23 protein-coding genes are annotated in these 25,972 nt (G+C 72.6%); 13 read left to right on the top strand and 10 right to left on the bottom strand.

Annotated features, from left to right (window positions below):
- Nucleotides 1-37: 37 nt before the first annotated feature.
- Nucleotides 38-1,219, top strand: coding sequence for an SPFH domain-containing protein (locus tag EKO23_RS05495; RefSeq protein WP_134714910.1), 1,182 nt, complete (start codon nt 38-40; stop codon nt 1,217-1,219).
- Entirely contained in the window at nt 1,216-1,977 is a 762-nt protein-coding gene (locus tag EKO23_RS05490) for a sulfite exporter TauE/SafE family protein (RefSeq protein WP_134714908.1), read from the top strand. Before EKO23_RS05495 ends, EKO23_RS05490 begins: the two co-directional genes overlap by 4 nt.
- Before the next feature lie 275 nt (nt 1,978-2,252).
- Here EKO23_RS05490 and EKO23_RS05485 read toward each other — a convergent pair whose 3' ends face one another.
- From EKO23_RS05485 to EKO23_RS05460, 6 genes are all read right to left on the bottom strand, one after another.
- Nucleotides 2,253-3,197, bottom strand: a complete 945-nt coding sequence (locus EKO23_RS05485; RefSeq protein WP_134714906.1) for an alpha/beta hydrolase — start codon at nt 3,195-3,197, stop codon at nt 2,253-2,255.
- A 12-nt stretch (nt 3,198-3,209) separates the two neighbouring features.
- Entirely contained in the window at nt 3,210-3,941 is a 732-nt protein-coding gene (locus tag EKO23_RS05480) for a gamma-glutamyl-gamma-aminobutyrate hydrolase family protein (protein WP_134714903.1), read from the bottom strand.
- The gene (locus EKO23_RS05475) at nt 3,938-4,717 is read right to left on the bottom strand and encodes a 3-oxoacyl-ACP reductase (RefSeq protein ID WP_134714901.1); all 780 of its coding nucleotides are present in this window, start codon (nt 4,715-4,717) and stop codon (nt 3,938-3,940) included. Before EKO23_RS05475 ends, EKO23_RS05480 begins: the two co-directional genes overlap by 4 nt.
- Nucleotides 4,718-4,788: 71 nt before the next feature.
- The gene (locus EKO23_RS05470) at nt 4,789-6,147 is read right to left on the bottom strand and encodes an aldehyde dehydrogenase family protein (protein ID WP_134714899.1); all 1,359 of its coding nucleotides are present in this window, start codon (nt 6,145-6,147) and stop codon (nt 4,789-4,791) included.
- Between the two features lie 37 nt (nt 6,148-6,184).
- Entirely contained in the window at nt 6,185-7,552 is a 1,368-nt protein-coding gene (locus tag EKO23_RS05465) for a glutamine synthetase family protein (protein WP_134714897.1), read from the bottom strand.
- A gap of 42 nt (nt 7,553-7,594) precedes the next feature.
- Nucleotides 7,595-8,344 carry a FadR/GntR family transcriptional regulator gene (locus EKO23_RS05460; protein WP_134714895.1) on the bottom strand — a complete coding sequence of 250 codons (750 nt, stop codon included), beginning with the start codon at nt 8,342-8,344 and terminating at the stop codon, nt 7,595-7,597.
- Between the two features lie 128 nt (nt 8,345-8,472).
- Between EKO23_RS05460 and EKO23_RS05455 the strand changes: the two genes are divergently transcribed.
- The 7 genes from EKO23_RS05455 to EKO23_RS05425 all read left to right on the top strand — a co-directional run bounded on the left by EKO23_RS05455 (nt 8,473) and on the right by EKO23_RS05425 (nt 17,710).
- The gene (locus EKO23_RS05455; protein WP_134714893.1) at nt 8,473-10,077 is read left to right on the top strand and encodes an amino acid permease; all 1,605 of its coding nucleotides are present in this window, start codon (nt 8,473-8,475) and stop codon (nt 10,075-10,077) included.
- Between the two features lie 9 nt (nt 10,078-10,086).
- Nucleotides 10,087-11,001: a phosphotransferase gene (locus EKO23_RS05450; protein WP_134714891.1), complete on the top strand. Its 915-nt coding sequence runs from the start codon at nt 10,087-10,089 to the stop codon at nt 10,999-11,001.
- The gene (locus EKO23_RS05445) at nt 10,991-13,462 is read left to right on the top strand and encodes a GcvT family protein (RefSeq protein WP_217702487.1); all 2,472 of its coding nucleotides are present in this window, start codon (nt 10,991-10,993) and stop codon (nt 13,460-13,462) included. The genes EKO23_RS05450 and EKO23_RS05445 overlap by 11 nt, the downstream gene beginning before the upstream one ends.
- Nucleotides 13,463-13,572: 110 nt before the next feature.
- Nucleotides 13,573-15,168, top strand: a complete 1,596-nt coding sequence (locus tag EKO23_RS25665) for a hypothetical protein (RefSeq protein WP_175582662.1) — start codon at nt 13,573-13,575, stop codon at nt 15,166-15,168.
- 14 nt (nt 15,169-15,182) lie between these two features.
- On the top strand, nt 15,183-15,827 hold the full coding sequence (locus EKO23_RS05435) for a class F sortase (RefSeq protein ID WP_246050917.1): 645 nt from the start codon (nt 15,183-15,185) through the stop codon (nt 15,825-15,827).
- Nucleotides 15,828-15,917: 90 nt separating this feature from the next.
- On the top strand, nt 15,918-17,063 hold the full coding sequence (locus tag EKO23_RS05430; protein WP_134714889.1) for an LLM class flavin-dependent oxidoreductase: 1,146 nt from the start codon (nt 15,918-15,920) through the stop codon (nt 17,061-17,063).
- Nucleotides 17,060-17,710 carry an FMN reductase gene (locus tag EKO23_RS05425; protein ID WP_134714887.1) on the top strand — a complete coding sequence of 217 codons (651 nt, stop codon included), beginning with the start codon at nt 17,060-17,062 and terminating at the stop codon, nt 17,708-17,710. Before EKO23_RS05430 ends, EKO23_RS05425 begins: the two co-directional genes overlap by 4 nt.
- 159 nt (nt 17,711-17,869) lie before the next feature.
- Here EKO23_RS05425 and EKO23_RS05420 read toward each other — a convergent pair whose 3' ends face one another.
- The 3 genes from EKO23_RS05420 to EKO23_RS05410 form a co-directional block, all read right to left on the bottom strand.
- Complete coding sequence (locus tag EKO23_RS05420; RefSeq protein WP_134714885.1) at nt 17,870-19,501, bottom strand: phospholipase C; 1,632 nt, start codon at nt 19,499-19,501, stop codon at nt 17,870-17,872.
- 150 nt (nt 19,502-19,651) lie between these two features.
- Complete coding sequence (locus EKO23_RS05415) at nt 19,652-19,960, bottom strand: DUF1876 domain-containing protein (RefSeq protein WP_134714883.1); 309 nt, start codon at nt 19,958-19,960, stop codon at nt 19,652-19,654.
- A gap of 87 nt (nt 19,961-20,047) precedes the next feature.
- Complete coding sequence (locus EKO23_RS05410; RefSeq protein ID WP_134714881.1) at nt 20,048-20,569, bottom strand: YbhB/YbcL family Raf kinase inhibitor-like protein; 522 nt, start codon at nt 20,567-20,569, stop codon at nt 20,048-20,050.
- Nucleotides 20,570-20,646: 77 nt separating this feature from the next.
- Between EKO23_RS05410 and cobT the strand changes: the two genes are divergently transcribed.
- The 3 genes from cobT to EKO23_RS05395 are packed head-to-tail and all read left to right on the top strand — an operon-like array spanning nt 20,647 to nt 23,733.
- Complete coding sequence (gene cobT, locus EKO23_RS05405) at nt 20,647-21,708, top strand: nicotinate-nucleotide--dimethylbenzimidazole phosphoribosyltransferase (protein ID WP_246050916.1); 1,062 nt, start codon at nt 20,647-20,649, stop codon at nt 21,706-21,708.
- Nucleotides 21,705-22,937, top strand: coding sequence for a uroporphyrinogen-III C-methyltransferase (gene cobA / locus EKO23_RS05400; RefSeq protein WP_134714879.1), 1,233 nt, complete (start codon nt 21,705-21,707; stop codon nt 22,935-22,937). Before cobT ends, cobA begins: the two co-directional genes overlap by 4 nt.
- Nucleotides 22,930-23,733, top strand: a complete 804-nt coding sequence (locus EKO23_RS05395) for a TrmH family RNA methyltransferase (RefSeq protein WP_134714877.1) — start codon at nt 22,930-22,932, stop codon at nt 23,731-23,733. The genes cobA and EKO23_RS05395 overlap by 8 nt, the downstream gene beginning before the upstream one ends.
- 131 nt (nt 23,734-23,864) lie before the next feature.
- Here the strand turns inward: EKO23_RS05395 and def are convergent, their stop codons facing one another.
- Entirely contained in the window at nt 23,865-24,461 is a 597-nt protein-coding gene (def, locus tag EKO23_RS05390; protein WP_134714875.1) for a peptide deformylase, read from the bottom strand.
- Between the two features lie 131 nt (nt 24,462-24,592).
- Here def and EKO23_RS05385 point away from each other — a divergent pair, with 131 nt between their 5' ends.
- Nucleotides 24,593-25,960 (top strand): acyl-CoA dehydrogenase family protein, encoded by a 1,368-nt coding sequence (locus tag EKO23_RS05385; protein ID WP_134714873.1) that lies wholly within the window; start codon nt 24,593-24,595, stop codon nt 25,958-25,960.
- Nucleotides 25,961-25,972: the final 12 nt, after the last annotated feature.

Below are 25,972 nucleotides of genomic sequence, written 5' to 3'. Positions count from 1 at the left end.
CATCGCACCGCCACCCACCCCTGAGAGGAACGAACGCATGACAGCCGCTCTGGTCGTACTGGTCCTGCTGATGCTGCTGGTGGCGGTGACCCTCGCCAAGACGGTGCGGATCGTCCCGCAGGCGCGTGCCGGCATCGTGGAGCGGTTCGGCAAGTACAAGGAGACGATGCCCGCGGGACTGAACATCATCGTCCCGTTCATCGACCGCGTCCGCTACCTCATCGACCTGCGCGAGCAGGTGGTCTCGTTCCCGCCGCAGCCGGTGATCACCGAGGACAACCTCGTGGTCTCGATCGACACCGTCATCTACTTCCAGGTCACCGACCCGGTCGCCGCGACGTACGAGATCGCCAACTACATCCAGGCCGTCGAGCAGCTCACCATGACCACGCTGCGCAACATCGTCGGTGGCATGGACCTCGAGGAGACGCTGACCAGCCGCGAGATGATCAACTCCGGCCTGCGCGGCGTCCTCGACGAGGCCACCGGCAAGTGGGGCATCCGTGTGAACCGCGTGGAGATCAAGGGCATCGACCCGCCGCCGTCGATCAAGGACTCGATGGAGAAGCAGATGCGCGCCGACCGCGACAAGCGCGCCGCGATCCTCACCGCCGAGGGCCAGCGCCAGTCCGCGATCCTCACCGCCGAGGGCCAGAAGCAGTCCGCGATCCTGTCCGCCGAGGGTGACCGCGAGTCGCAGATCCTGCGGGCGCAGGCCGACCGCGAGGCGGCGATCCTGCGGGCGCAGGGTGAGGGGCAGGCGATCCAGACGGTGTTCCAGGCGATCCACGACGGGCAGCCGGACCAGTCGCTGCTGGCCTACCAGTACCTCCAGATGATGCCGAAGATCGCCGAGGGCAACGCCAACAAGGTCTGGGTGATCCCCTCCGAGATCACCAAGGCGCTCGAGGGCCTCGGCTCCTCGATCCACGAGGTCGCGGGCATCCCGAAGGAGTCCGGCGGGCCGCGCAAGCGGGTCGACATGGGCTCCAGCGAGCCGATCGCGACCCGGGACTCCGTCGACCGCGAGCTGAGCAACACCAACGCCGCCGTGGAGGCGGCGATCGCCGAGGCCGCCTCCGCCGCGAACCCCGGCAAGGGATCCGGTACGCCGCCTCCGAGCGCGGCCGGTTCGTTCGGTGGCCCCGCCGGGGACCCGCTGACCGACCCGATGCCGGGTGACCCGCCTCCGGACGCCGGGGAGCAGCCCACGCAGTGACGCTGTTCGAAGCACTGGCGATCACGCTGGCCGGGGTCGCCGCCGGGACCATCAACACCGTGGTGGGGTCGGGGACGTTGATCACGTTCCCGACCCTCCTGGCGTTCGGCGTACCCCCGGTCACCGCGAACGTCTCCAACACCGTCGGCCTGGTCCCGGGCACCCTCTCGGGCACCATCGGCTACCGCCGCGAGCTCGAGGGGCAGCGGTCCCGGCTGCTCCGCCTCGGCCCGGCGTCGCTGGTCGGTGGCATCGCCGGGGCGCTGCTCCTGCTGGTGCTCCCCGAGGAGGCCTTCTCGGCGATCGTGCCGGCGCTGATCGTCCTCGGCTGCATCCTCGTGGTGTTCCAGCCGCGCGTGTCCGCGTGGGTGGCGCGGCGCCACGACGCCCGCGGCGGGCTGCCCGACCACGGTGCCTGGTGGGTCTGGCCGCTGGTCTTCCTGACCGGCGTGTACGGCGGCTACTTCGGGGCCGCCCAGGGCGTGCTGCTGATGGCGATCCTCGGCATCGGCGTACCCGACTCGCTCCAGCGGTCCAACGCCACCAAGAACGTCCTCGCCCTGATCGTCAACGGCGTGGCCGCGGTGCTGTTCATCGTGATGGCCCACGTCGACTGGACCGTGGCCGGCCTGATCGCCCTCGGCTCGGTCGTCGGCGGCCAGATCGGCGCCACCTGGGGCCGCCGCCTGCCCGCCGCCGGCCTCCGCGCGGTCATCGTCGTGGTCGGCATCGTCGCCGTCGTCAGCTTCCTCGTCTGACCATCCCCTGCCTCGCTTCGGATAGTCCCCAACGAAATGGTCGTGCTCTCTCCGACAGCCATTTCGTTGGGGAGGATCCCGCCGTCGGCCGGGGACGAGGTACCGGGTCGAGCAGGGCGTCGGGATCAGCGACAACGTCGGTCGGCAGCGGGCCCGGGACATGCGCCGGGGCGACCGGGCCGGCGGCGGCCTCTGAGCCGTCTCTCGGGATAGTCCCAAACGTTCGAGGGGTCCTCAGGCGCGCCGGAACCCCTCGAGGGTTTGGGACTATCCCGTCAGCCGACGTACGCCGCGTGCCAGCGGGCGATCTCGTCGTAGACGCGGGAGCGCACCGGCTCGCGGGAGAGCACGACGTCGTGACGGGCGCCGTCGATCGACACCAGCGTGACGTGCCGCCCCAGCGACGGCGCCCAGCGGCGGATCTGGTCGACCTCCAGCACGATGTCGTGCCCGTGCACGTCCTCGCCCATCTCCTTGGGCCACGCGGTCGCGCCCGAGGTGAGCACCAGCACCGGGCAGCCGACCTCGATGCCGCGGTGCAGGTCCGCATGACCCTGCCGGATCGCGCGCAGCCACCCGGCGTACACGGGCCAGCTCTCGATCGGCTTCCACGCGACGTCGAAGTCGAACTCGCCCTCGTGGTCGCGGTGCAGGCTGCGAGCGTAGAGCCCGGAGACCGTGCGCGGGATGATGCGCATGGGCTGCCGCTTGCCGACCTGCTTGAGGATCTCGGTGCCCACGGTGCGGTTGAACAGGGACCCCTGCAGGTCGAACCACGGTGAGTTCAGCACCATCCCGGCCAGGTCGGGCTTGCGGTCGGCGGCCCACAGCGGGAGGGTCAGCCCGCCCGTCGAGTGCGCACTGAGGACGACGTGGTCGTGCTCGTCGCGGCCGGTGACCCGGTCCCAGGCCTCGTCCAGCTCCGGGAAGTACTCCCGCAGGTCGGCGACGTAGTTGGGCGTCTGATGCTCGCCGAGGGAGCGGCCGTACTTCCGCAGGTCGATCGCGTAGAAGTCGTAGCCACGCTCGTTCCACCACTCGGCGTACGACGTCTGGAAGAAGTAGTCCGCGAACCCGTGCACGTGCAGCACCGCACGGGAGGTGGGCTGCTCGGCGCGGCGCCGGACCAGGGTCGCGTGGACCGGCCCCTCGGCGTCGTCGGGGAGCTCGATCATCTCCGTCGTGTACGGCGCGCCGAGGACGTCCTGCTCGTCGGTCATGCCCGCAGTCTGTCAGGCGTCGGCGGGTGCGCGCCGGGCGGCCGCGAACTCGGACGCCGCCCGCACGAGCCCGGCCAGCAGCCCCACGTCGGCGGCGGTCTCCGGGTGCCACTGCACGGCCAGGCAGAATCGGTCACCCGGGGCCTCCATCGCCTCCAGGGTGCCGTCCGCGGCCCGCGCGGACGCGACGAACCCGGGGAACCGGTCCACCGACTGGTGGTGGTGGCAGCTCACGGTCAGCCGGTCGCCGACCAGCGCGGACAGGCGGGTCCCGGGGACCGTGTCCACCTCGATATCGCCGAACACGTCGCCGCCGGGGCTGTGCTCCTCGTGGTCCACCAGGTCGGGCGTGTGCTGGTGCAGGTGCCCGCCCGCGTGGACGGCCATGAGCTGCATGCCCCGGCAGACGCCGAGCACCGGCAGCCCGGCGGCCTCGGCCGCGTCGAGCAGCGCCACCTCCCACGCGTCCCGGTCCGGCCGCCAGTTGCTGGTCTGCGGGTGCGGCTCGGCGCCGTACCGGTCGGGGTCGACGTCGGCGCCGCCGCTGATCACCAGCCCGTCCAGCCGCGCCATCAGGGCGTCCGCGGCACCGACCTGGGTCACCGGGGGCAGCAGCACCGGCACCCCACCGGTGGCCTCGACGGCCAGCGCGTAGGCGTGCGGCAGCACGTCGGCGGTCTGCTGCCAGACCCCCCAGGCCGCGTCCTCGCGGTAGGTGGTCAGGCCGATGACGGGAGCGCTCACAGCGGTGTGACGTAGGCGCCGGAGATGCCGCCGTCGACCAGGAAGGTGTTGGCGGTGATGAAGCTGGACTCGTCGGAGGCGAGGAACAGCACGGCGTTGGCCATCTCCTCCGGCTCCGCGAACCGGCCCATGGGCACGTGCACGAGCCGGCGGGCAGCCCGCTCGGGGTCCTTGGCGAACAGCTCCTGGAGCAGCGGCGTGTTCACCGGGCCCGGGCAGAGCGCGTTGACCCGCACGCCGTCGCGCGCGAACTGGACACCGAGCTCGCGACTCATCGACAACACGCCGCCCTTGGAGGCGGAGTAGGAGATCTGCGAGGTGGCCGCGCCCATCACGGCGACGAACGATGCGGTGTTGATGATCGACCCGCTGCGCTGCTCGAGCATGTGGGGGAGGGCCGCCTTGCAGCACAGGTAGACGCTGGTGAGGTTGACCTCCTGCACCCGCCGCCACGCGTCGAGGTCGGTGTCGAGGATCGAGTCGTCCTCCGGCGGCGAGATGCCGGCGTTGTTGAAGGCGATGTCGACCGAGCCGTAGGTGTCCTTCGCGGTGCGGAACAGCGCCTCGACCTGCTCCTTGTCGGTGACGTCGACCTGCACGAACGTCGCGATGTCGGTGCCGCCGAGCTGGCCGACCAGCGCATGCCCGCGCTCCTCGTCGATGTCGCCGATGACGACCTTCGCGCCCTCCTCGACGAACCGCTGCACGGTCGCCAGCCCGATGCCGGAGCAGCCCCCGGTGACCACGGCGACCTTGCCCTGGATGCGTCCTGCCATGTGCGGGTCCTTTCTGGTTGCCTCGGTTTCGAGACGGTCGCAGCGCGACCTCCTCAACCAGCGGCGAAGGGTCAGTGGGCGATGTAGACGTTCTTCTCCTCGGTGAACGCGTTCGGCGCGTCCGGGCCGAGCTCGCGGCCGAGGCCGGACTGCTTGTAGCCGCCGAACGGCGTCCAGTAGCGCACCGACGAGTGTGAGTTCACGCTGAGGTTCCCGGCCTCGACGGCGCGGGCCACCCGGAGCCCGCGACCGAGGTCGGAGGTGAAGATCGACCCCGAGAGGCCGTACTCCGTGTCGTTGGCGCGCGCCACCGCGTCCGCCTCGTCGTCGAACGGCATCACCGCGACCACCGGGCCGAACACCTCCTCGCGCCAGATCCGCTCCTGCGGGTCCTCGGAGAGCACCACGCTCGGCGGCACCCAGAAGCCGTCGCCCCCCGGCGTCGAGCCCGCGAAGGCCACGTCGACGTCGGCGAGGTAGCCCTCCACGGCGTCCTTCTGCTGCGCCGAGATCAGCGGCCCCATCTCGCTGGACTCGTCGGACGGGTCCAGCACCCGCATCCCGGTCACCGCCGGCTCCATCAGCGACAGGAACTCGTCGTACGCCGAGCGCTCGACGAGGATCCGCGAGCGCGCGCAGCAGTCCTGGCCGGCGTTGTCGAAGACGGCGTACGGCGCGCTGGCGGCCGCCGCAGCCAGGTCGGCGTCGGCGAACACGATGTTCGCGGACTTGCCGCCGAGCTCCAGGGTCACCCGCTTCACCTGCTCGGCGCAGCCGGCCATGATCCGCTTCCCGACCTCGGTGGACCCGGTGAAGCAGACCTTGCGGACCAGCGGGTGGGTGACGAAGCGCTCGCCGACCACCGAGCCCTTGCCGGGGATGATCGTGAGCACGTGCTCGGGGAGCCCGGCCTCGAGCGCGAGCTCGCCGATCCGGACCGCGGTGAGCGGGGTCAGCTCGGCCGGCTTGAGCACGACCGCGTTGCCGGCGGCCAGCGCGGGCGCGAAGCCCCAGCCGGCGATCGGCATCGGGAAGTTCCACGGCACGATCACGCCGACCACGCCGAGCGGCTCGTGGAAGGTGATGTCGACGCCGCCCGCAACCGGGATCTGGCGGCCGAAGAGCCGCTCGGGCGCGGCGGAGTAGTAGTTGAGGCAGTCCCGGACGTTGCCGGCCTCCCAGCTGGCGTTGCCCCAGGTGTGGCCGGCGTTGCGGACCTCGAGCTCGGCCAGCTCGTCGACGTGCGCGTCGACCACGGCGGCGAACCGGCGCAGGACATTGGCCCGGTCGCCGGGGGCCATCGTGCGCCAGCGCAGGAACGCTGCGTGCGCGGCCTCGATCGCGGCGTCGGTGGCGGCGACGTCCGCGAGCGGGACGTCGGTGACGGGGGTGGCCGTCGCCGGGTTGATCACGGTGTACGTGTCGGTCATGGACGGTGCTCCAGGGAAGGTGCCGGGGGAGGGTGGGTCAGAGTCGCTCGAAGCCGCGGCGCAGCTCCCAGTCGGTGACCGTGGAGTCGTACGCCGCGAGCTCGACGTCGGCCATGTTGACGTAGTGGTCGACCACGTCGTCACCGAGGGCCGCCCGGGCCACCTCCGAGGAGTGGAACCGGTCACGTGCCTCGCGCATCGTGTGCGGCACCTTGGCCTTGCCGGAGTGGTAGGCGTTGCCGACCAGCTCGTCCTCGAGCGGAAGCTCGTTCTCGATGCCGTGCAGGCCGCCGGCCAGCATGGCGGTGAGCGCGAGGTAGGGGTTGACGTCCGCCCCGGGCACCCGGTTCTCCATGCGGGCCCCGGCCCCCCGGCCGACCAGCCGCACCGCGCAGGTGCGGTTGTCGAGCCCCCAGGCGATGGTGGTCGGTGCGAACGAGCCGTCCGCGAACCGCTTGTAGGAGTTGATGTTCGGGGCGTAGAGGAGCGTGAAGTCGGCGGTGGTCGCCAGCACACCCGCCACGAACTGGTCGTAGAGCGGAGTCCGCTCGCCCGCGTCGTCGTCCCAGAACACCAGGTCGCCGTCGCGGCCGCGCAGCGACAGGTGGATGTGGCAGGAGCTGCCCTCGCGCTGGTTGTACTTCGCCATGAACGTGATCGAGCGGCCCTGCTGGGCGGCGATCTCCTTGGCGGCGTTCTTGTAGACCGCGTGGTTGTCCGCGGTCACCAGTGCCTCGTTGTAGAGGAACCCGACCTCGTGCTGGCCGAAGTTGCACTCGCCCTTGGCGCCCTCCACGTCCATCCCGGCCGCGTACATGTGGTTGCGGATGTCGCGCAGCAGCGGCTCGGCTCGCGAGGTGCCGAGGATCGAGTAGTCGACGTTGTACTGGTTGACCGGCGTGAGGTCGCGGTAGCCGAGGTCCGAGGCGTCCTCGTACGACGTGTCGAAGGCGATGAACTCCAGCTCGGTGCCGGCCAGCGCCACCCAGTCGCGCGCGGCCACCCGGTCGAGCTGTTGCTGGAGCATGGCGCGGGGCGACTGCAGCACGGGGGAGTGGTCGGGCCAGACCAGGTCGCACTGCACCATCGCGGTGCCGGGGAGGTGGGTGAGCAGCCGGATGGTGTCCTCGTCGAGGACGAACTCCATGTCGCCGTAGCCCTTGTCCCACGAGGAGATCGCGTAGCCGTCGACAGTGTTCATCTCCACGTCGACGGCGAGGAGGTAGTTGCAGCCCTCGGTGCCGTGGTGCAGCACCACGTCGACGAAGTACCTCCCGTGCAGCCGCTTGCCCTGGAGCCGGCCCTGCATGTCGGTGAAGGCGACGATGACGGTGTCGATCTCACCCGTCTCTATGAGGGAGACGAGCTCCTCCCTGGTCAGGTGCCGGTCGTTGCGCGGTGCCACGGTGTCTCCCTCTGTCGCCTGTCCGGTCGGTCGGTCGGTGGGTCAGCCCACCAGGCCGCGCAGCAGCGCGGCGGTGTCGTCGCAGTGCTCGGTCATCACGCGCCCGGCGCGTTCCTGGTCGCCGGCCAGGATGGCCCGGACCAGCGCGGCGTGCTGCCGGTCCGAGTGTCCGATGTTCGCCTCCAGGACCGGGATCGCCAGCAGCATCTCGTGCAGGGTCGCCTGGACCGAGGTCACCGCCTCGATCACCCGCGGCGACCCGGTGAGCGTGGCCACGGTGAGGTGGAACCGGGAGTCGGCCTGCCGGTGCTGCGCGGGCTTGCGTGCTGCCACCACGTCCGCGTGGGCCGCTTCGAGCTGGGCCCGACCGGTGTCGCCGAGGCGCTGGCCGGCAGCGAGCTCGGCGGCGCCCGGCTCGACGATGCGGCGGAACTCCAGGGCGTCCAGCCAGTCCTGGCGCTGGGCCGCGGTGAGCCGGGAGGCGGCCCGGGCGGACGGCGTGCGCGGCTTGAGCGTGACCACGGTGCCCCCGCCACGGCCGCGCCTGGTCTCGACCAGTCCGGCCTGGCGCAGTGCCGCCATCGCCTCGCGCAGCGTCGAGCGCGACACGTTGAGCCGGGTGGCCAGCTCACGCTCGGGCGGCAAGGTCGTCCCGCGCGGGTAGACCCCCAGCCGGATCGTGGTCGCCAGCTGTTCCACGCACGCCTCGAACGCGTGGTAGCCCCGGGCGGGACGGAGCACGGCGCGGGTGAGGTCGTGCGCGTCGTCCGGGGAAGGGATCACGTGAGTCATCCTCGGGCGACCCCGTTGGGCTGTCAATGGTCGGAGTTCATACCAATTTCGGCGCGCATCTTCACAAGCCGATCCGGGCGGGTCTAGCCTCCAACCAATCGCTGCTCCGCATCCCGAGAAGGTGCCACATGCCCGAAGGACACGAACACGTAGAAGAGCACGAAGTCCCGCACCTCACCGACGACGAGAAGCACCTTGCCAAGCTCGGGTACAAGCAGGAGCTCAACCGGTCGTGGTCCGGATTCTCCAACTTCGCTATCTCGTTCTCGATCATCTCCATCCTCGCCGGCTGCTTCACCAACTTCGGTGCCGGCTTCAACAACGGCGGCCCGATCTCGATCTCGTGGTCGTGGCCGATCCTCGGCCTGTTCATCCTGATCATCGGCTTCACCATGTCCGAGCTGGTCTCGGCGTACCCCACCTCGGGCGGGATCTACTGGTGGGCCTCCAAGCTCGGCGGTCCGGCGGCCGGCTTCTTCACCGGCTGGCTGAACCTGATCGGCCTGGTCGCGGTGACGGCCGGTGTGTCCTACGGGTGCGCCACGTTCATCGACCTGACCATCAGCACCTACTCCGAGTCGTTCGCGGCGGACTACTCGCTGACCCGGGTGTTCATCATCTTCGTGATCGTCCTGGCGCTGGTCTCGGTGCTCAACATCTTCAGCGGCCACCTCATGGCGATCATGAACAACGTGTCGGTGTGGTGGCACGTCGTGGGTGCCGCGGCCATCGTGGTCGTGCTGATCCTGGTCCCCGACCAGCACCAGAGCTTCAGCTACGTGTTCACGGAGCGCTTCAACAACTCCGGGTACGCCGACGGCAGCACCACCAGCGTCGCGTTCTGGTTCGCGATCGTGCCGTTCGGCTTCCTGCTCACGCAGTACACCATCACCGGCTTCGACGCCTCGGCCCACCTGTCCGAGGAGACCGGCGCGGCGTCGACGGCGGCGGCCAAGGGCATCTGGCGCTCGATCCTCTACTCCGTGCTCGGCGGCTACGTCCTGCTGCTGTGCGTGGTGTTCGCGATCCCGGACACCGCGGACGGGCAGCCGGACAACGCGCTGGCCGGCCTGGGCGTCCAGCCGATCTTCCTCGAGGCGCTGGGGAAGAACTGGGCGACGTTCGTGCTGTTCATCTCGGCGTCCGCGCAGTTCTTCTGCGCCACGTCCTGCATGACGTCGGCGTCGCGGATGACGTTCGCTTTCAGCCGGGACGGCGCGATCCCGGGCTCGAAGACGCTGCAGAAGCTCACCGCGTCCCGGGTCCCGGCCAACGCCGTGGTCATGGTCGGGGTCGCCTCGGCGGTCCTGAGCCTGCCGGCGCTGATCGAGGTCGACGTCAACGGCACGCCGGTGCCGCTGGCGTTCTACGCGGTCACCTCGATCGCGGTGATCGGCCTCTACCTGGCGTTCGCGATCCCGATCTGGCTGCGCTGGCGGCACGGCGACAAGTTCGACGTCGGCTCGTGGAACAACGGCGCGAAGTACAAGTGGATGAACCCGATCGCGGTCGCCGAGATCCTGATCGTGTCGGTCTACCTGATGATGCCGACCACGCCGGCGGCGAACCCGTTCCGCGACGAGTTCGAGTGGAAGTTCGTGAACTACGCGCCGATCGTGACGCTGGGTGCCCTGCTCCTGCTGGTCATCTGGTGGAACGTGTCGGCGAAGAAGTGGTTCACCGGCCCGAAGCACACGATCGACGAGGCCGTCGTCGAGGCGTTCGGCGACTGACGGCGACGGGTGCCGCTCGCGGACGAGGTGGCGGCCCTGCTGGACCGGATCCCGGTCTTGCAGGGCCGTTCCCGCGCGGTCGCGGAGCTCCCCGGCGGACTGACCAACCAGAACCTCCACGTCACCACACCGGAGGGCGACTACGTGGTCCGGGTGTTCCGGGGCGACGCGGCCCTGCTGGGGATCGACCGCGACGCCGAGCACGACAACACGGGAGCGGCCGCCGAGGCGGGCGTCGGGGCTCCGGTGGTGAGCTACCACCCGGACCTCGGCTGCCTGGTGATCGGCTTCCTCACCGGCACCACCCTCGACAACGACTCGTTCTCCGACCCCGCGGTCCTGGCCCGGGCCGCGGACGCCTGCCGCCGGCTCCACGCGGGACCGCGCTTCACCGGCGACTTCGACATGTTCCGGCGCCAGGCGACGTACCTCGCGACCGTGCGGGAGCGCGGCTACCGCCTCTTCGACGGTTACGCCGGCTTCGACGACTCCTTCCAGCGGGTACGCCGGGCGCTCGCGGTCCGCGCCACGCCGACCGTGCCCTGCAACAACGACCTGCTGGCGGGCAACTTCGTCGACGACGGCGAGCGGATCTGGCTGATCGACTACGAGTACTCCGGCAACAACGACGCCTGCTTCGAGCTCGGCAACACCGCCACCGAGTGCGACCTCGACGAGGACACCGTCGATGCCCTGGTGGCGGCGTACTTCGGCGAGCCGCTGCGTCACCTGCGCGCCCGGGTCCGGCTCCAGTCGCTGGTCTCGGAGTACGGCTGGTCGCTGTGGGGCGCCATCCAGGCCTCGGCCAGCAGCCTCGACTTCGACTTCGACTCGTGGGGGCAGGAGCGGTTCGACAAGGCGGCCGCGACCTTCACCTCCCCCCGCTTCGAACGACTTCTCGAGGAGGTCGTGCGTGACGACTGAGCCGTCCCGCTCCGGCGTGACCCTGCCCGACCGGGCCCGCGCGGTGATCATCGGCGGCGGCGTGATCGGGACCTCGACCGCCTACCACCTCGTCCGGAACGGCTGGACCGACGTGCTGCTGCTGGAGCAGGGCACGCTGTCGTGCGGCACCACCTGGCACGCCGCCGGGCTGGTCGGCCCGCTGCGGGCGACCGAGAGCGGCACCCGGCTGGTGCAGTACTCCGCGGAGCTCTACGCCCGCCTGGAGGAGGAGACCGGGCAGGCGACCGGCTACAAGCAGGTGGGCGGCGTGATCGTGGCCCGCACCGAGGACCGCCTGGTCCAGCTCCGGCGTACGGCGGCCAACGCGGCGGCGTACGACATGGAGTGCGCGCTGCTCAGCCCCGAGGAGGCGCTGGAGGCATGGCCGGTCATGCAGGTCGAGGACCTGCGCGGCGCGCTCTGGCTCCCCGGCGACGGCAAGGTCAACCCGACCGACCTCACCATGGCGCTGGCCCGCGGCGCCCGGGCCGGCGGTGCCCGGGTGGTGGAGCGCGTGCGGGTGCTCGGCGTCGACGTCACGGAGGGCCCGTTCGGCCGGCGGGTGACCGGCGTGCGCACCGACGCCGGGACCGTCGAGGCCGAGGTGGTGGTCAACTGCGCCGGCCAGTGGGCCAAGGCGCTCGCCGACCCCCTCGGCGTCACCGTGCCGCTGCACTCCGCCGAGCACTTCTACGTGGTCACCGAGGGGATCGACGGCGTGCACCCCGACCTGCCGCTGCTGCGGGACCCGGACGGCTACACCTACTTCAAGGAGGAGGTCGGCGGCCTCGTGGTCGGCGGCTTCGAGCCCGAGGCCAAGCCCTGGCGCAGCCCCGACGACCTGCCGTACCCGTTCGAGTTCCAGCTGCTCGAGGAGGACTGGGACCACTTCGCCGTGCTCATGGACGAGGCCGTACGCCGGGTGCCGGCGCTGGCGGAGACCGGGATCCGGAAGTTCTACAACGGCCCCGAGTCGTTCACCCCGGACAACCAGTTCGTGATGGGGGAGGCGCCCGGCCTGCGCGGCTACTTCGTCGGCGCCGGCTTCAACTCGGTGGGCATCGCCTCCGCGGGCGGCGCCGGACGCGCCCTGGCGGAGTGGGTGGTCGCGGGAGAGCCGACCTCGGACCTGGTGGCGGTGGACATCCGCCGGTTCGGCGCCTTCCAGGGCAACAACCGCTGGCTGCGGGCGCGGGTCTCCGAGGTGCTCGGCCTGCACTACGCGGTGCCCTGGCCGAACCAGGAGATGAGCACTGCCCGGCCGTTCCGGTGCTCTCCGCTGCACGACCGACTGGCCGCTGCGGGCTCGAGCTTCGGCTCGAAGATGGGCTGGGAGCGGCCGAACTTCTTCGCGCCGCCGGGGGAGTCCACCGAGCTGACGTACTCCTGGACCCGGCCGTCGTGGGTGCCGTGGGTCGCGGCGGAGCACCGCGCCACCCGCGAGGCGGTGGCGGTGTTCGACCAGACCTCGTTCTCGAAGTACGTCGTCGACGGACCGGGCGCGCTCGAGGCACTCCAGTGGGTGTGCGCCAACGACGTGGACGTCGAGCCCGGGCGCGCGGTCTACACCCCGCTGCTGAACGCCCGCGGCGCCTACGAGTCGGACCTCACCGTCACCCGCGTGGCCGAGCAGGAGTTCCTGCTGGTCAGCAGCTCGGCGACCACGGTCCGCGACCAGGACCTGATCCGCCGCCACCTGCCCGACGGCTGCGACGCCCGGGTCCGCGACGTGACCACCCAGTTCGCCGTGCTCGGCGTGATGGGTCCCCGCTCCCGCGACCTGCTCCGGCCGCTCACGGACGCGGACCTGTCCGAGGAGGCGTTCCCGTTCGCGACCAGCCGGGAGCTCGGGCTGGGCCCGGCCACGGTCCGGGCCACGCGGATGACGTACGTCGGGGAGCTGGGCTGGGAGCTGATGGTGCCGGTCGAATTCGCCACCGGCGTGCACGCGCTGCTGCACGCGACCGGGAGTGAGCACGGCCTGGTGGACGCGGGCTACTACGCGATCGAGGCGCTGCGCCTGGAGAAGGGCTACCGGGCGTTCGGCCGCGACCTGACCCCCGACTACACCCCGGTCGAGGCCGGCCTGGTGTTCGCGACCGCGCTCTCCGGCGACAAGCCGTTCCTGGGGCGGGCGGCGCTCGAGGAGCACCGCGAGCGGCTGCGCTCGCCCGGCCCGCGCCGCCGCCTGGTCTCGTTCGTGCTCGACGACCCGGACCCGATGCTCTGGGGCGGCGAGCTGGTGCTGCGGGACGGGACCCCGGCCGGGCAGGTGACCAGCGCCGCGTGGGGCGCCACGGTCCGGGCCGCGGTCGGGCTGGCCTACGTCCGGCACGACGAGCCGGTCACCCGGGCGTGGCTGGACTCCGGGGCCTGGCAGGTCGACGTGGCCGGCGACCGGCACGACGTACGGGTGTCGTTGAAGGCGCCGCTCGCCTGATCCGTGACCTATCCGGATACCGGTCGTTGAGCAGGGTGTCTGCACCGCAGAGTGCGGTTCTCGGGGGGATCGAGAGCGCCGGGCCAGCCCGGCGCGTTCGGGGGTTTCACATGCTTCGGCATCTGGATGCCAGGCGTTCGCTTGCCCTGACCGCGGTGGTCGCGGTCGCATCGTGGTCGACGGGGGTCCTGCCCGCCGCCGCGGACCCGGGCAACGGGAACGGTCATGGCGTCGAACGCAGCAGCACGACGAACGGACGGTCACACGGCCTGGACAAGGGCCGCGGGAACGGGTCCGGGACCAAGGGGAAGGGCCGGGAGGCCCGCACGCAGGACGAGCAGCGCCGGACCGGCCGGCAGCACGCCGACCGGTTCCGGCCGGCGCCGAAGGGCCGCAAGGCCCACAGCCGCCCGACGGCGCCCGGCGGCAAGGGTGCCGGCGGTGGCAACAACGGGACCGTGAAGATCGCGCCGGCAGGCACGGTCGACCGGATCCCGGACAACCACCCGCACGTCGGGTGCACGTTCCAGGTCGAGTGGTACGGCTTCGACGGCGGCAGCGACGTGGTCTCGCAGGTCGCGTTCACGCCGCACGCGCCGACCGGGGACGTGGGAATGGACGTCGACGGGCCGTCCCGGGTGCTCGTCGGCGGTGACCCGCAGAGCGGTGCCGGCACCGGCACGGGCTTGGACGCCGTCGCGGTCTACACGCTCTCGTTCGCGGGCGCGGCTCACCCGAAGCAGGGCTACCACGTCCGGCTGACCGTGCACACGCCGCGCTCACGCGGCAACGACACCAAGCAGAAGGTCTTCTGGGTCCGCGGCTGCGACCTGCCTCCCGAGCAGCCGCCGGGGGAGCAGCCGCCGGGGGAGCAGCCGCCGGGGGAGCAGCCGCCGGGGGAGCAGCCGCCGGGGGAGCAGCCGCCGGGGGAGCAGCCGCCGGGGGAGCAGCCGCCGGGGGAGCAGCCGCCGGGGGAGCAGCCGCCGGGGGAGCAGCCGCCGGGGGAGCAGCCGCCGGGGGAGCAGCCGCCGGGGGAGCAGCCGCCGGGGGAGCAGCCGCCGGGGGAGCAGCCGCCGGGGGAGCAGCCGCCGGGGGAGCAGCCGCCGGGGGAGCAGCCGCCGGGGGAGCAGCCGCCGGGGGAGCAGCCGCCGGGGGAGCAGCCGCCGGGGGAGCAGCCGCCGGGGGAGCAGCCGCCGGGGGAGCAGCCGCCGGGGGAGCAGCCGCCGGGGGAGCAGCCGCCGGGGGAGCAGCCGCCGGGGGAGCAGCCGCCGGGGGAGCAGCCGCCGGGGGAGCAGCCGCCGGGGGAGCAGCCGCCGGGGGAGCAGCCGCCGGGGGAGCAGCCGCCGGGGGAGCAGCCGCCGGGGGAGCAGCCGCCGGGGGAGCAGCCGCCGGGGGAGCAGCCGCCGGGGGAGACCCCGCCGGGACAGACGCCCCCCGAGGAGCACCCGCCGGCGGCCGGACCGCCGGAGCCGGCGTACCCCTCGGGCCCGGGCCTGCCGCCCACGCTGGTGATCGGTCCCGGGACGCCGCAGGGCTCGCCCCCGTCCGGCCCCGAGGTGCCGACGGTGGTCGAGGCCGGGCTCGCCCGGAGTGACGACACGACCGCATCGTCCGTGCCGCTGCTGCTGGTCGCCCTCGGAGGTGGCCTGGCCGGTGGCGCCGTGCTCGTACGGCGCCGCCAGGTCGCGGTGGCCCGGCGCAGGTGACGGCGAAGGCAGGGGTGGCGACCGGATCCGGTCGCCACCCCTGGCCGCTCGCGGTCCTCGGCCTGCTGCTCGTCGTGCTCGGCGGGATCTCCTGGCACGCCCAGCCGGGCGCCGGGGGGACCGACAGCCCGGCGCGTGCGCACGCGCCGGGCCCGGCGGGCGGAAGCCCGGCAGCCCCGGGCGACGTACCCGACGCTCTGCCCACAGCGGCGCCCGCGCCCACGCGCGCCGGAGCGCCGGTCGAGATCACGGTGCCGTCGCTCGACGTCCGGGCCGACGTGCGCCCCGTGCGGACGGTCGGCGGCCTGCTGGTGCCACCGTCGAACCCCGCGGTGCTCGGCTGGTGGGCGGCCGGCGCCCGCCCGGGCGACCCGCGCGGCACCGCCCTGGTCGCCGGCCACACGGTGCACGCCGGGGGCGGCGCGCTCGACCACCTGGCCGACCTCCGCCCGGGCGACCGGCTCACGGTGACCACCACGCGGGGCGAGCTCCGGTACGCCGTCCGGTCGGTGCGCACCTTCACCAAAGGCACGGTGGCCGAGCGTGCCGAGACCCTGTTCGGCCAGCGGGGGCCCGGCCAGCTCGTGCTCGTGACCTGCGCGGACTGGGACGGCGAGCGCTACCTGTCGAACGTGGTCGTGGTCGCCCGTCCCGGGTGAGGCCCGGACGGAATACCGTGGGGGCCGGTGCGGTTGAGCGGTGTGATTGCAGTTTCAACCATAACCCCCACGGCTCCCAGGGAGGGCACGATGCAGTTCGGCATCTTCACAGTCGGTGACGTCACCGAGGACCCGACCACGGGGAGGACGCCGACCGAGCACGAGCGGATCAGCAACACCGTCACCATCGCCAAGAAGGCCGACGAGGTCGGCCTGGACGTGGTGGCCGTCGGGCAGCACCACAACCCGCCGTTCGTGGCCTCGTCGCCGACCACCACCATGGCCTACATCGCCGCGCAGACCGAGCGGATCATCCTCAGCACCTCGACCACGCTGATCACCACCACCGACCCGGTGCGGATCGCCGAGGACTACGCCACGCTCCAGCACCTCACCGAGGGCCGGATGGACCTGATGATGGGTCGCGGCAACACCGGCCCGGTCTACCCGTGGTTCGGCAAGGACATCCGGGAGGGCGTCGCGCTCGCGGTCGAGAACTACGCCCTGCTGCACCGGCTGTGGCGCGAGGACGTCGTGAACTGGGAGGGGCGCTTCCGCACTCCGCTCCAGGGCTTCACCGCCACCCCGCGTCCGCTCGACGGCGTACCCCCGTTCGTGTGGCACGGCTCGATCCGCACGCCCGAGATCGCCGAGCAGGCGGCGTACTACGGCGACGGGTTCTTCGCCAACCACATCTTCTGGCCGGCCGCGCACACCGAGGCGATGGTCTCGCTCTACCGCCGCCGGTTCGAGCACTACGGCCACGGCTCGGCCGACCAGGCGATCGTCGGGCTCGGCGGCCAGGTGTTCATGCGCAAGAACAGCCAGGACGCGGTCCGGGAGTTCCGGCCGTACTTCGACAACGCCCCGGTGTACGGGCACGGCCCGTCACTGGAGGACTTCACGGCGCAGACCCCGCTCACCGTGGGCTCGCCGCAGCAGGTCATCGAGCGCACGCTCGGGTTCCGCGAGTACGTCGGCGACTACCAGCGCCAGCTGTTCCTCATGGACCACGCCGGCCTGCCGCTGAAGACGGTGCTCGAGCAGCTCGACATCCTCGGTGAGGAGGTCGTCCCGGTGCTCCGCAAGGAGTTCGCCGCGCTGAAGCCGGCCCACGTGCCGGAGGCGCCGACCCACGCGGCCCGGGTGGCCGCGCTGACCGACGCCGAGCAGGCTGCGCAGGCCGACCTGACCGGTGACGACACGATCGACGACACCGTCGAGGCCGGTCGATGACCCGCCGGATCGTGGTCGTCTCGGGCGGCACCAGCGTCCCGTCCAGCACCCGGCTGCTCGCCGACCGGCTGTCCGAGGCCGCGGCCGGCGCGCTCCGGGACGGCGGCGAGGACGTCCTGGTCGACGTGATCGAGCTGCGTCCGCTGGCGCGGCCGCTGGCCGACGCGGTGCTCACCGGGTTCCCGTCCGGTGACCTCGCGGCCGCGGTCGAGAAGGTACGCCGGGCGGACGCGCTCGTGGTCGTCTCGCCGGTCTTCCAGGCGTCGTACAGCGGGCTGTTCAAGCTGTTCTTCGACGTCCTCGAGCCGGGCCTGCTGGAGGGGCGGCCGGTGCTGCTGGGCGCGACCGCCGGCACCGCCCGGCACTCGCTCGTGCTCGAGCACGCGATGCGGCCGCTGTTCGCCCACCTCAAGACGATCGTGGTCCCGACCGCGGTGTTCGCGGCGTCCGGCGACTTCGGTGACACCACGGACGGCAGGCTGACCGAGCGGATCGACCGCGCCGGGGCCGAGCTCGCGGCGCTGGTCGCGGGGCGTCCGGCGGTCAGGCCCGCTGCCCGACCGGCCGGCCTCGACGGGACCGGACTCGAGCTGGACGAGTCGGTGCCGTTCGACGAGCTGCTCCGGCAGGTCGGTCAGGTTCCCTGACCCATCTGCCGGCCCAACTGCCGGGCCGGCCATGCGTCACCCGTCGGCCATGCGGTGCGCGAACCCCACGCAGTACGTCGTCGTCTCGCCGTCGACGGTGTCCGGGGGGTGGTGCCGGAACGACCAGGACGTGCGACACGCCGTACCGGCGCGTCGGCCCTAGTGCTTGCCGCGGCCGATCCGGATCGCGCTGGTCAGGTCGTTGACCGCCGTGTCGCGGATGCCCACGGGTGCCAGCCCGAACGAGCGCTCCAGCGTCGCGATGATCGACGTCGTGTCGAGGACCGTGTGGTCGACGCCGGAGCGGGTGAACGACCGGGCCAGGAGCAGGGCCGGGATCCGGGTGCCCGGCCCGAACGCGTCGTGCGCGCCGGGCGAGTCGCCCTGCCCGGGCGGGGGCACGTGGTCCCACTGGCCCCCGAACTCGTCGTAGGTCACGATCACCAGCGTGTTGCCGGCCTGCGGCCCGGTGAGGATCGCATCGAGCAGCCGCACGAGGTGGCTGCTGCCGTCGGCGGCCGAGGCGTACCCGGGGTGCTCGTTCTCCGCGCCGTACGGCTTCACGAAGCTGACCGTGGGCAGGGTGCCGGCCTCGGCCGCGTCGAAGAAGTCGTCCTCGTCCTGGAGGTGGGCCCGGCCGGGCTGGCCGGGGGCGTAGTCGGCGAAGTAGTTGAACGGCTGGTGGTGGTACTGGAACAGCGCGCCGGGGTTGCCGGCGACGGCGTCGTCCCAGCCGCCGGAGTACCAGTTCCACGAGATCCCGGCGTCGCTGAGCCGGTCGCCGATGTTCGGGTAGGCGTCGTCGTCGATGAGCGGGATGCTCACCTGTCCGGGTCGGGCCGGCGGGCTGGCCGGCTGCACCGTGTTCACGGCGAAGTTCCCGCAGGCGTGCTGGTAGTCGGCCGGGTTGCCGTCCGGGCAGGCGACCGTGAGGGCGTTGTCGGCGACCGCTCCTGTGGCGGTGTACTGCGGGTAGCTGGTCGGCATGCCGTTCGTGTCGACCTTCGAGTACTGGGTGTGCCCGGGAGTGCCGGCCGTCGGGTCGAGCGGCGCCCGACCGGCGATCAGCCACTGGTGGTTGAGGAAGGACCCGCCGAACGCGCCCTGGAAGAACCGGTCGGCGACGACGTACTTCGGGGCGCCCTTGCGGTGCAGGTAGCGGTAGACCGGAAGCTTCGTCGTGTCGTAGGTGCCCATCGTGAGCCCGACGGCGTCGGAGCCGGTGACGTAGCGGTTCTGCTGCCCGCCGTTGAGCTGGTACTGCTCCTGGTAGAAGCGGTGCACGAGGTCGCGCGTGCAGCCCCCCTCGAGGCCGCTGCCCTTCGGCACGCCGAACGGCGCGGAGGCACCCGGTGGCTTGGGGCAGGTCGTGTCGGTCGGCGCGATGTGGTCGTCGATCGTGAACGGGTCGTTGCTGAACGCGCTCGCCGGGGTGCCGTGGGCCGGGTCCGAGCAGATCGAGGTGAGTGGCGGGGAGGTCAGGTTGACGTCGTTCTGCCGCAGGCAGGCGTACGTCGACCCGTCCTGGGCCACCTGGAGGGTCCGGGCCGCCGGTGCGTCAGCAGTGCCGTCGACGTGCTCGCCGCCGACGTCGCCCCACGCGCCGTACAGGTTGTCGAAGCTGTGGTTCTCCTGGTAGATCACCACGACCTGCTTGAAGTGGCCGGCGATCCGGGGCGGCTTCGCGGGCGGCGCGGCGCCGGTGGCGCCCTCCCCGCCGGTGGCGACCATCGTGATGGCGGCGGCCAGGACGGCCGAGGCGATGCCGGAGACGACCCTTCGAGTGCGCATGTTCCCTCCCGAGAGCGCGCTGATGGTGGGCGTCTCCGACACTGCTCCCGTGCGGCGACGCGGGGCAACCCCCGTCGAGAGGACGACCCCATGACGTCATGCCGCGTGGCACCGACGGGCTGGCCCGTCCGGGTCTGTCGGTCGGGTGCGTCAGCGGGTCAGCCGGACCCGCTCGTGCGTCATCTGGCCGATGTCCTCGGCCGCGGCGTGCAGCAGCTGGTGGGCCAGCTCCGAGAGCGCCCGCGCCACCGCGAGCTCGTCCCCGATCTCGGGCACGTCGCTGTCGGTCGGGTTCAGCCGCGCCGTGCCGGTCCCGATGTGGCCGGTCGGCTCCTCGGTGTGCAGCCGGGCCTCGGCCCGGGTCCTGCCCTCGTGCTCGCCGATGAAGACCTCGACGTTCCAGCGTTTCACGGCGTGGAAGCCGGCCGTTGCCGTCGGTGGGTGTGCGCCGGTGTCCATGGGGTTCCTCCTCGTCCCTCGACTGCCACCAGCACAGACCCGGGCCGTGCGGTGGCGCAAGGGTCGAAGGTCAGGACAACAGCCCGGTCAGTGCCGGTAGGTGCCGTGGATGATCGCGCGGCCGAGGGTCTTGAACGCCAGGTTGAACGACACCACGGCGGGGGAGGCGCTCGCATCGACGCCGAGGCGGTCCTCGCCGACGGCGTGGACGACGAAGAAGTAGCGGTGCACCTGGTCGCCGGGCGGCGGGGCGGCCCCCATGAACCCGGCCTCGCCGCCGTCGTTGCGCACGTGGAACGCCTTGCCGGGCAGCGATCCGGACGCGGCTCCCGTGTCGAGGGAGGTGACGTCGGCCGGCAGGTCGACGAGCACCCAGTGCCAGAAGCCGCTGGGCGTGGGGGCGTCCGGGTCGAAGCAGGTGACGACGTACGACCTGGTGCCCTCGGGGGCGCCCTCCCACGACAGCTGCGGGGAGGTGTTGCCGAGGGCGGCGACCTGGTCGTCCTTCAGCGGCTGTCCGTCGGCGACGTCGGTGGAGGTGACCGTGAAGGACGCGGTCGCCGGCAGCAGGTCGTAGGGGTTCGGGGACACGGGGCGCTCGATGCTCATGGCCCGAACCTAGTCCGAGGAGTGAGCGGCTTCCAGCCCCTCGCGCCGGGGCCGCGGACACCCGACACAATGGGCCGGTGACCACGCCCGAGCAGCTCCTCGACCAGACCGTCTCCGCCGTCCGGCCGCTCGACGACAAGGCCATGGACGCCGCCCGCTCCCGCCAGGGCTCCCTGACCAAGCCGCCGGGCTCGCTGGGCGTCCTCGAGGAGGTGTCGGTCCGGCTGGCCGGGATCGCCGGCGCCTGCCCGCCGCCGCGACCGCAGCGGGCCGTCGTCGCGGTCTTCGCCGCCGACCACGGGGTGGTCGCCAGCGGCGTGACGCCGTGGCCTCAGGAGGTGACCACCGCGATGGTCGAGAACTTCCGGGCCGGCGGCGCCGCGGTCAACGTCCTGGCCCGCGAGGCGGGCGCGGACGTGGTGGTCGTCGACATCGGGGTCGCCTCGGACGTGAAGGAGGACGAGGTCGTCTGGGCCCGCAAGGTCCGGCCCGGCACCGCGGACCTGTCCGCGGGGCCCGCGATGACCCGGGCCGAGGCGGCCGCCGCGGTCGGCACCGGGATCCGGGTCGCGGACGACCTGGTGCGGCGGGGGTACGACGTCCTCGCCACCGGCGACATGGGTATCGGCAACACCACCGCCTCCGCCTGCCTGATCGCGCACCTGACCGGGCGGCCCGCCGCCGGGATCACCGGCCGCGGCACCGGCATCGACGACGTCATGCTGGCCCACAAGACGGCCGTCGTGGCCGCCGCCGTCGCCCGGGTGCCGGCCGGGGCCGACCCCCTCGACGTGCTGGCCGAGGTGGGCGGCCTCGAGCATGCCGGGCTGGCCGGGCTGGTCCTCGGCGCCGCCGCGCACCGGGTGCCGGTCGTCCTCGACGGCGTGATCGCCGGGGCGGCCGCGCTGGTCGCGCAGGCGCTCGCGCCCGCCGCCGTCGACCACTGCTTCGCCGGTCACCGCAGCGTCGAGCCCGGCCACGCCACCGCGCTCGCCACGCTCGGGCTGCGGCCGCTGGTCGATCTCGACCTGCGGCTGGGCGAGGGGAGCGGCGCCGTGCTGGCGCTGCCCCTGGTGCGGTCCGCGTCCGCCGTGCTCCGCGACATGGCCACCTTCGACTCCGCCGGGATCCCGACATGACCGACCCGGTCGACGTCGGGGCCGACCACCCGCCGTACCCCTCGGGGCTGCGGCTCTCCGGCCGCCGGGTGGTCGTGGTCGGCGGCGGCCACGTCGCGCAGCGCCGGGTACCGGTGCTGATTGCGGCCGGCGCGGACGTGGTCGTGGTGGCGCCGGAGGTCACCCCGGCGATCGAGGGCCTGGGTCACGAGATCACCGTGCACCTGCGGGAGTTCGAGCAGGGCGACCTCGACGAGACGTGGTACGCCATCGCCGCCACCAACGACCCTGCCGTCAACGCGTCCGTCGCCGACGCGGCCGAGAAGCGGCGGATCTTCTGCGTCCGCGCCGACGACGCCCGGCAGGCGAGCGCCTGGACGCCCGCGGTCGGGCGGCACGAGGGCGTGACCGTGGCGGTGCTCGGCAACCGCGAGCCCCGGAAGTCCGCGGCGATCCGTGACGAGATCCTGCACGCGCTGCGCGAGGGCGTGATCAGCGCCGTCCACGACCGCACCCCGGGCGTGGTGCTCGTCGGCGGCGGGCCCGGTGACCCCGAGCTGGTCACCATCGCCGCCCGCAACGCGCTGGCCTCCGCCGATGTCGTGGTCGCGGACCGGCTGGCCCCGCGCGAGCTGCTCGACGAGCTGAGCCCCGACGTCGAGCTGGTCGACGTGGCCAAGCTGCCGCGCGGGCGCTCGGCGTCCCAGGACGAGATCAACCGGGTCATCGTCGAGCGGGCGCTGGCCGGCAAGCGGGTGGTGCGGTTCAAGGGCGGCGACAACTTCGTGTTCGGTCGCGGCTACGAGGAGCTGCTCGCGTGCGCGGAGGCGGGCGTCCCCGTGACCGTCGTACCGGGGCTGTCGTCGGCGATCTCCGTCCCTGCTCGGGTGGGCATCCCGGTGACGCACCGGGGCGTGGCGCACGAGTTCACGGTGATCTCGGGCCACCTGCCGCCCGGACACCCGGAGTCGCTGGTGGAGTGGGACGCGGTCGCGCGGCTGCGCGGCACCGTGGTGCTGCTGATGGCGGTGCAGAACGCGCCGGCGATCGCGGCGGCACTGGTCGCCGGCGGCCGGGCCTCGTCGACCCCGGTGGCGACGGTGGTCGAGGGCACGATGCCGGAGGAGCGGGTGGTGCTGTCGACGCTGGCGACGCTGGAGGCCGACCTCACGACGTACGCCGTGAAGCCGCCGGCGATCATCGTCGTCGGCGAGGTGGTCGCGGTCGCGAACCCGGAGCGGTATGGCTGAGCTGGTTCCGGTCGAGGACGCGGGCGACCCCCGGCTGGCGGACTACCGCGACCTGCGCGACGTCGAGCTCCGCAAGAACCTGGAGGCCGAGCACGGGCTGTTCCTGGCCGAGGGGGAGAAGGTGGTACGTCGCGCGGTCGAGGCCGGCTACCGGCCCCGGTCGTTCCTCATGGCCGAGCGCTGGCTGGACGGGCTCGCCGACGTGCTGGAGTCGACCGACGCACCGTGCTTCGTGGTCCCGGAGGACCTCGCCGAGGAGGTGACCGGCTTCCACGTGCACCGCGGTGCGCTCGCCTCGCTGGAGCGGCAGCCGCTGCCGACGCTGTGGTCGGTGCTCGAGGACGCCCGCTCGATCCTGGTGCTGGAGGACATCGTCGACCACACCAACGTGGGCGCGATCTTCCGCAGCGGCGCGGCTCTCGGCTTCGACGCGGTGCTGCTGGCGCCGCGCTGCGCCGACCCGCTGTACCGCCGCTCGATCAAGGTCGGCATGGGGGCGGTGTTCTCGATGCCCTGGACCCGGCTCGACGACTGGTTCGAGGCCCTGCCGTCCCTGTCCCAGCTGGGGTTCACCACCATCGCGCTCACCCTCGCCGAGGACGCGGTCGACGTCGCCGAGGCGGTGCGCGGGGTCGACAAGGTCGCGCTCGTGCTCGGCTCCGAGGGGCACGGCCTGTCCGCTCGCTGGGAAGCCATGGCGGACAAGCGCGCGATCATCCCGATGGCTCCCGGCATCGACTCCCTCAACGTCGCCGCCGCCACCGCGGTCGCCTGCTACGTCACCTCCCACCGCTGACCAACCGGGTGCATGGCGGGACTCCGGTGGTTTCGAGACGCTCGCTGGCGCTCGCTCCTCAACCAGCGGAGGACGTCCGTCGGGCAGGCGTCGGGGGAGCGTCGTCCGAGTGTCTCGAAACCAGCGGAGCGCTACTCCGCGGGCCAGCCGTCGGGGAACTCCTCGGCGGCCTTCTCCTGCTGCTTGCCGAGCTTCTTGCGGGCCTTGGCGCTGAGCCGGTCGCCGAACACGGTGCCGTAGGTGTGGTCGGTCTCGTGCTGCAGGCAGCGGGAGAGCAGGCCGGTGCCCTCGAAGACCACGGGCTCGCCGTCGACGCCGAAGCCCTCGACCTTCGCCCGGTCGGGGCGGGCGCACTCGGTGTAGGCGCCGGGGAAGGACAGGCAGCCCTCGTCGTCGGCGTCCAGGCGCCGGTCGCGGCCCTCGGGCAGCGTGAGCACCGGGTTGCACACCACGCCCACCCAGCGCTCACCGTCCTCGTCGGGGCAGTCGAACACGAACACGGCGCGGTCGACGCCGATCTGGCAGGCGGCCAGGCCGACCCCGTCGGCGGCGTACATGGTCGCCACCATGTCGGCGACCAGCGTCGCCAGCTCCTCGTCGTACGCCGCGACCTTCGCCTGCGGGACGTGCATCACCGGCGTGCCCCAGCGCGTGATCGGACGGACGGTGCCGCCCTCGGGCAGCTGGCCGTACGGCGCGTGGTCGGGCGGGGAGGGCGGCTTCGGCATGCGGCGGAGTCTACGGACGGTGGTGCGTGCCGGCCCTCTCGACCTCGCTCGTCGAGGGGTGAGCGCGTCCGTGGCCCGCGACACACCGACCGGGTGTAGCGCTGTGTGTAACAGAGAGTTACATTCGAGCCATGTCCCTCCTCAGAGCCACCCGGAACGCCGGCGGCAAGCACGGACTGGCCAGCGGCGAGACCCGCGACCCGATCGGGATCGCGGTGGCCGCGCTCAACAAGGTCGCCCAGCTCGACCTGCTGGACCGGTTCGGCCTCCGCCGGCCCACCGAGCAGACGGTCTTCACCCTGACCCGCGGCGGCTTCCGCGCCGCCGGGGCCGCAAGCCGCGCGTTCCAGCGGCGCGGCAAGCGGGGCGAGCCCGGCGTGCGCGCGCCGGTCGTCGACCGCCCGGGCGTCTTCGACCTCACCCCGACCGAGGACGAGCAGATGCTCGTGGACGTGGTCACCGAGCTCGCCGACGAGGTGCTCCGCCCGGCCGCTGCCGAGGCCGACGAGACCTGCGCCGCCCCGGAGGACCTGCTGAAGGCCAGCCTCGACATCGGGCTGCCGATCCTGGGCGTGCCCGAGAAGCTCGGCGGCATCTCCGAGGAGCGCTCGGCGGTCGCCGGCACCCTGGTCGCCGAGGCGCTCGCCACGGGCGACATGGGCCTGGCCGTGGCCACCCTCGCACCCGGCGCGGTCGCCACCGCGATCAGCCTCTGGGGCACCGACGAGCAGCAGGCGACCTACCTCCCCGAATTCACCGGCGACGACGTCCCCGCCGCGGCCCTGGCGCTCACCGAGCCCGGCGTCCTCTACGACGTGCTGGAGCCGGCCACCACCGCCACCCGCACCGACGACGGCTACGTCCTGGACGGCACCAAGACCCTGGTCCCGCGCGGCTCCGACGCCGAGCTGTTCGTCATCGGCGCCCGCCTCGACGGCACGCCGGTGCTGTTCCTCGTCGAGTCCGGCGCGCAGGGCCTCACGGTCGAGGCCGACCCCGCGATGGGCGTCCGCGCCGCCGGGCTCACGAGGCTCACCCTCGACGGGGTGCGGGTCGCCGACGGCGCGGTGCTGGGCGACACCGACGGGTCGACGTACGTCGAGTGCGTGCGGCTCTCGCGCCTGGCCTGGTGCGCCCTCGCGGTGGGCACCGGACAGGCGGTCCTGGACTACGTCACGACGTACGTCAACGAGCGGGAGGCCTTCGGCGAGCCGATCAGCCACCGCCAGTCGGTGGCGTTCATGGTCGCGAACATCGCGATCGAGCTGCAGGCGATGCGGCTGGTCACCTGGAAGGCCGCGGCCCGCGCCGCGCAGGGCAAGGAGTTCGCCCGCGAGGTCGCCCTGGCCCGCAAGCTGTGTGCGGACAAGGGCATGCAGATCGGCCTCGACGGCGTGCAGCTGCTCGGCGGCCACGGGTTCGTGAAGGAGCACCCGGTGGAGCGGTGGTACCGCGACCTCCGGGCGATCGGCGTGATGGAAGGAGGCGTCCTGGTATGAGCACCCCACCCG

It is taken from the genome of Nocardioides guangzhouensis (genome assembly GCF_004519545.1).
GTDB classification, from domain to species: Bacteria; Actinomycetota; Actinomycetes; order Propionibacteriales; family Nocardioidaceae; genus Nocardioides; species Nocardioides guangzhouensis.
Note: the sequence above shows the minus strand (reverse complement) of the source record. Positions and strands in the feature narration are given on the sequence as shown.